The following is a 5,659-nucleotide window of genomic DNA, read 5'->3' as shown; positions in this document are numbered from 1 at the left end:
TTCTGTTTCACCCCACCCATGGCGTTGGCGCCGATGGCCTCGATGCGAACCTGTTCCAGCCCGTCGTAGATCGGCTGCCCGGCGCCCGTTTGCGGGCGGCTCCTGGCGTGGGCGACGGGATCGTGGTGGGCGACACGCAGCGCCATCTGGTCGGCCAGACCCCGGATCCGCGCGGCGTCGGCCGGTGTCAGGTCGCGGGGCGGATGCGGCAGAACCGCCCGATTGCCGGTGAGTAGCGGACCTTCACCGGAGAAGACAATCTCCAGATCGTCGGACTCCGCCAGGGATCGCGCCGCGTGAGCGAGCGCGCGCTTGAAGGGTTCCAGGGGGCTTTCCGGATTCTTGGCCATGCAGGTCGTTCAATAGATCACCCGGGGCGGCGCGTGAAACAGGGAATTACGAAGCAGGGAACACTCACGCTCCGGCGGGGTTCTCCAGGCTAAGGGCGAAAGCCGCCTGTTCAAGGAGAACGACAATGTTGAAGTGGGCTCTGATCTTCGCGGTGATCGCCATCATCGCAGGCGTGCTGGGTTTCGGCGGCATCGCGGGCGCAGCCGCCGGCATCGCCAAGCTGCTGTTCCTGGTCGCTATTATCGTATTCGTGGTCTTTGTCGTATTGGGCGTGTTTGCGGGCAGGAAGCTCTCGGGGGGGTAGTCGGCATCCCCTGTCGCCTGGGCGGCGGGGGAGGGGGCAAGGTCCTACTGCTTCGCCAGCCAGGCCTTGCCCTGCGAACCCACCAGGTCCACCAGATTGCCCATGGCGATGTTGGCGTCGATCAGGTGCAGGCCCCAGTCGGCCGCGATCTGGCCGCCAGGCCCCACCACATCACCGGCGATGGTGTCCGCGCGCGGGTCGGCCGGATCGGCGTTCACATGGGCTTCGAGGTAGTTGTACCCGCCTTTTGACACGCACTCGCCGGTCAGGAGGCCGGGCAGGGCCACGAACGGCGTCTTCGGGTTTGGCTGGCCTTTCACCCAAGCGGGCGGCGCGGCCGAGGAGTCGGCGATCTCGGCTGCGGTGTTGGACAGATAGGCCTTCAGCTCGCCTTTTCCGCCGCCCAGCGCCGCGGGGTTTGTGCAGACAGCTTCCATGGCCGGGTTTGCGACGCGCCCGAAGCGGGTGTTGGCGGGCGGCGGCACGGTGTCGCGGAAGGTCGCGTAGGCGATCACGCAACCGGTCTGGCTGGCGCTCTTGCACGTCGGGATGGACTTGAAGGTTCCGGTGTCCTTGCCTTTTTCCACGCCCAGGCTCGTGCCCAGCAGCATCGCGGAGATGATCTGCTTCTGAACGGGTTTGCCGTCGATCTCGGCGGCGATCAGCCGGGCCAGAACGCCCGAGCCCTGGGAGTGGCCTACCAGCACCACGCCGCGCCCCTTGTTGTCGTGTGTCAGGTAGTGGTTCCAGGCGTCGAGCACGTCGTTGTACCCCACCTGGCGAACCGCCGGATCGGCTGACCCCGGCATCGGCGTTCCGGCGCTGGCCGCGCGCAAAGCGGTTAGCGTGAACTGACGATAGAGCGGCGCAAAGATCCGGCATTTCGAGCCCAGCCGCGCCAGCTGGGCGCGGACGACGTTCAACTCCTCGGGACCTGCGATCATGTCCGAGACGACGCCCTTGTCGTTCGAGACCGTCGGATAGACGTAGAAGCAATCCACCGGCGCCTTGGGGTCGGCCTTGAAGGCTTCGACAGACATCGCGCCATTGGCCTTGATCACCGTCGCCGTCATGTCGACCGCGCAGGCGTCCCCCGCCTTGCCCGGATTGCAGAGCCAGGTCTCGGGCTTGGCGTAGTCGTTCTGGACGGAGGCGGTCGGCTGGGCCAGAGCCGCCGTGGCGGTCAGTCCGATGGCCAGGGCCAGGGCCAGTGTTCTGGTGATCATGTCGTCTCCCCAAACGCTCTTGTTCTTCGAATTCCGGGTACGATCATCGCAAGGTCAGGAAAAGAGGTCTAGCCTCGTTCATGATGGGACTGGTTCGGCGCGCTAAGCTGGCGCGACATCCGGGAGACGCATATGGCCACCGAGAAGCCTGCCAGCTGGCCAACGCGGGCCTGGGCTGCGTTCGCAGGGGGGCTGCGATCCCCGAAACCTTCCGGACCAGATCAACCGCGAGAACGTGGATGAACTGAAGGTGGCCTGGACCTTCCGCACCGGCGAACCAGATCACCGCAGCTCCGAGGACATGAACACCCCGATGCAGGTGGGTGATCGCGTCTATGTCTGTCCGCCCGGCAACGTGGTGATCGCGCTAGACGCGGACACCGGCAAGGAGATCTGGCGGCATGACCCGAAGGTGAAGAAGGGTTTCTGGAACCGCTGTCGTGGCGTGGGCTACCGGGATGGAACCCAGCCGCGGGTCGCCGTGTCTGCCGACATTCCGGCCGCGCCGGTCGTCACCAGGGCAGTGGTTGCCAAGTCGGCGCCTTGCCTCGCATCGCCGGCCCTTGCCCAGGCCGCCGTCGCGTCGGCAGCCCCGCTGTGCCGTCGTCGCATTCTGGTCTCGACGATCAACGCCCAGTTGATCGCGCTGGATGCCGCTACAGGCGTACCCTGTCCGGGCTTTGGCGTGGACGGCAAGGTGGACCTCTCCACCGGCAAGTTGCTGTGGCAGGGACGATTGCCGGTGGGCGCGGGCGGCACGCCGATGAGCTATCTGTCGCCCAAGACCGGCAAGCAGTATGTGGTGGCCTCTGCCGGCGGCGCGCGACTGCGCCCTGCCAGGGGCGACTACGTGATAGCCTACGCCTTGCCGTAGAGCGCCCCAGGGGGAAGATGATGGCCGCGAAAGTAAAGTTCCTGCTCTTTTGCCTGATCGTTCTGGCGCTGCCGGGCGGACTGATGGCGCTGGACGATCCCCGGATGGCGGATCTGGGCAAGCTGGTGATGATCCTCAGTCCGGCTCTGGCCGGCCTTGTCCTTAACTGGGGTCTGGGCAAACGGGACGGCCCGATCCGGTGGCGCGAAGTCGGGTTGGCGGGCTTGATCACGCTTTCCATCGCGGGGCTGGCGCTGGCGGTTGCGTTGCTGGCCGGCGCTGCGGGATTCAGCGGCCAGGTCCGGACAATGCCGGACGCGGCCACCCTGATCGGAGCCACGTTGCTGACCAGCGTGCTCGAGGAACTCGGTTGGGCCGGCGGCGGACTGGCCCTGGCGCTCAAGGCGTTTGGCCGGCGTATCGGCGTGCTGATCCTGGGGCTTGTCTGGGCCGCCTGGCACCTGATCCCGACATTCCTGAAGGTCGGCCTCTTCCCGGATCTGGAGGCCGCGCCACCGTTGATGCTGGTCGTCTTCGTGATCGCCTGCCTCATTTACCGCGAACTGCTGACCCGGTTTGTCGAGCGGAGCGGGTCCTGGCTTGGCGCCGCGGCGGGCCACGCGGCGCCCAATGTGCTGCTGACGGCCTTTGTGGCGTTCTCCGGTCTTGTGGTTCTGCAGAAGCCCGAGGCCTGGCCGCTGTTCCCGGCGCCCGGCGGGGTCGTGTTCGCCGCGCTGGCTCTGGCGGCGGTATGGTTTCTGATCCGAAGAAATGGGGCTTCGCGCGCGGCGCCCGCTGAGTGAGTATGCGCCCATGACAAGTACGCTCCCCAACGCCGGAACCGACTGGCCGACCCTCAAGGCCCGCATGGCCGACTACGCGACCGGTGACGTCGCCTGGCGCGATGGAAAAACAGCCGTCTATGTGTTCAACGCCGGCCCCGAAGTCGAGCAGGTGCAGAAGGAGGCCTACGCCCTCTTCATGTCCGAGAACGGCCTGGGCCCGGCCGCCTTCCCCAGCCTCAAGCGCATGGAGGACGAGGTGGTGAGTTTTGGCCTGTCGCTCCTGCATGGGCCGGAGGGCGCGTCCGGCGCCATCACCTCGGGCGGCACGGACTCCATCACCATGGCAATGAAGGCGGCCCGGGACTATGCGCGTAAGGAAAAGGGCGTCACCGGACCGCTCAACATCGTCCTGCCCAGATCGGCCCACCCGGCGTTCGACAAGGCGGCCTCGGTCATGGAGATCGAGGTGCGCCGCACGCCGATCATCGGCTTCCTTGCCGATCCGGTGGCCATGGCGGCAGCGTGCGATGCTTCGACCATGATGATCGTGGGTTCGGCGCCTTCATTCCCCTATGGCCTGATCGACCCGATCGAGGCGCTTTCGGACCTGGCCCTGGCGCGCGGCCTGTGGCTGCATGTGGACGCCTGCGTCGGCGGCTACATCGCCCCCTTCGTCCGCATGAATGGCGAAGACATCGCGCCCTTTGATTTCGAGGTCCCCGGCGTGCGGTCCATGTCCGCCGACCTTCACAAGTACGGCTACTGCGCCAAGGGCGCCTCGACCGTCCTCTTTCGCGATGCGGCCCTGCAGAAATTCATGATCTTCGACTTCAGGGATTGGCCGGGCGGGCGGATGATCACCCCTACCCTGGCCGGCACGCGCCCGGGCGGCGCCATCTCGGCGGCCTGGGCGGTGATGAACTTTCTGGGCGTGGCCGGCTATCGTGAAAAGCAGGGCCAGGTCACGGCCGCGCGGGCGAAGATCGCTGCGGGCGCCGAGGCGCTGGGCTTCAAGGTGCTGGGCCAACCCAAGCTGGGCATCCTGGCCTTCAACCATCCCGAGGCGGACAGCGTGGCCGTCTGGTCCAAACTACGCGAGCGAGGCTGGTTCACCAGCCTGGCCACCGAGCCCAAGAGCCTGCACCTGATGCTGTCGCCGTTCCATCTGCAGGTGGCGGATACATACCTGACGGACCTGGCGTGGGCGCTGGGTGAGGTGAGGGGCGTCGCGACACAAGGCGCCGATGAAGTCAGGTACTCCTGATCCCAAGCGGGCGTCAGGCTCTACGCCACACGCACCCGCGCCGTGCTTTCCGGCAGTTCAGTCCCGAACGCGCGCTGGTAAAACTCGGCCACGGTGCCGCGCTCAAGCTCGTCGCACTTGTTGAGGAACGTCATCCGGAACGCCAGGCCAATGTCGCCGCCGAAGATCTCGGCGTTCTGGGCCCAGGTGATCACGGTGCGCGGGCTCATGACGGTGGAGATGTCGCCGTTCATGAAGGCGTTACGGGTCATGTCGGCGACCCGCACCATGGCGTTGATCGTCCGCTTGCCTTCCGCTGTCTGGTAGTTCGGCGACTTGGACAGCACGATCTCGGCTTCCACGTCGTGGGCCAGATAGTTCAGGGTGGTCACGATCGACCAGCGGTCCATCTGGCCCTGATTGATCTGCTGGGTGCCGTGATAAAGCCCTGTCGTATCGCCCAGACCGATGGTGTTGGTGGTGGAGAACAGCCGGAACCACTTGTTGGGCTGGATCACGCGGTTCTGGTCCAGCAGGGTGAGCTTGCCCTGCGCCTCCAGCACGCGCTGGATCACGAACATCACGTCCGGACGGCCAGCGTCGTATTCGTCGAACACCAGGGCGATGGGCCGCTGGATCGCCCAGGGCAGCATACCCTCGCGGAATTCTGTGATCTGTTTGCCGTCCTTCAGGACGATGGCATCCTTGCCGACCAGGTCGATACGGCTGACATGGCTGTCCAGGTTCACCCGGATCAGCGGCCAGTTGAGGCGCGCGGCCACCTGCTCGATGTGGGTGGACTTTCCGGTGCCGTGATAGCCCTGCACCATCACGCGGCGGTCGAAGGCGAAGCCCGCAAGGATCGCCCGCGTCGTC

General features: G+C 66.1%; 6 protein-coding genes and 1 pseudogene. 4 read left to right on the top strand and 3 right to left on the bottom strand.

The genetic code is table 11. The annotated features are described in order from the left end of the window. Positions 1-350: pseudogene (locus tag ACIQ42_RS15290) on the bottom strand (cobaltochelatase subunit CobT); the annotation flags it as partial. Between the two features lie 125 nt (positions 351-475). On the opposite strand from ACIQ42_RS15290, the gene ACIQ42_RS15285 reads away from it, so the two are divergent. Further along, positions 476-655 carry a DUF1328 family protein gene (locus ACIQ42_RS15285; RefSeq protein WP_397423111.1) on the top strand — a complete coding sequence of 60 codons (180 nt, stop codon included), beginning with the start codon at positions 476-478 and terminating at the stop codon, positions 653-655. A 44-nt stretch (positions 656-699) separates the two neighbouring features. On the opposite strand, the gene ACIQ42_RS15280 is transcribed toward ACIQ42_RS15285, so the two are convergent. Beyond that, a complete protein-coding gene (locus ACIQ42_RS15280) occupies positions 700-1,881 on the bottom strand; it encodes a DUF3089 domain-containing protein (protein WP_397423110.1) in 1,182 nt (393 codons plus the stop codon). A 235-nt stretch (positions 1,882-2,116) separates the two neighbouring features. Here ACIQ42_RS15280 and ACIQ42_RS15275 point away from each other — a divergent pair, with 235 nt between their 5' ends. Genes ACIQ42_RS15275 through ACIQ42_RS15265 form a run of 3 tightly spaced genes read left to right on the top strand, consistent with a single transcriptional unit; the run spans position 2,117 to position 4,804 of the window. Beyond that, positions 2,117-2,755, top strand: coding sequence for a PQQ-binding-like beta-propeller repeat protein (locus ACIQ42_RS15275; protein WP_397423109.1), 639 nt, complete (start codon positions 2,117-2,119; stop codon positions 2,753-2,755). A gap of 20 nt (positions 2,756-2,775) precedes the next feature. Next, positions 2,776-3,558, top strand: coding sequence for a type II CAAX prenyl endopeptidase Rce1 family protein (locus ACIQ42_RS15270; protein ID WP_397423108.1), 783 nt, complete (start codon positions 2,776-2,778; stop codon positions 3,556-3,558). Positions 3,559-3,568: 10 nt separating this feature from the next. Further along, positions 3,569-4,804 carry a pyridoxal-dependent decarboxylase gene (locus ACIQ42_RS15265; protein WP_397423107.1) on the top strand — a complete coding sequence of 412 codons (1,236 nt, stop codon included), beginning with the start codon at positions 3,569-3,571 and terminating at the stop codon, positions 4,802-4,804. 20 nt (positions 4,805-4,824) lie between these two features. Here the strand turns inward: ACIQ42_RS15265 and cobS are convergent. Continuing rightward, a partial coding sequence (gene cobS, locus ACIQ42_RS15260; RefSeq protein WP_397423106.1) for a cobaltochelatase subunit CobS occupies positions 4,825-5,659 on the bottom strand: 835 nt, incomplete at its 5' end.

Source organism: Phenylobacterium sp. (genome assembly GCF_044372605.1).
Taxonomy (GTDB): Bacteria; Pseudomonadota; Alphaproteobacteria; order Caulobacterales; family Caulobacteraceae; genus Phenylobacterium.
This window is presented reverse-complemented; position numbering and strand designations above follow the sequence as displayed.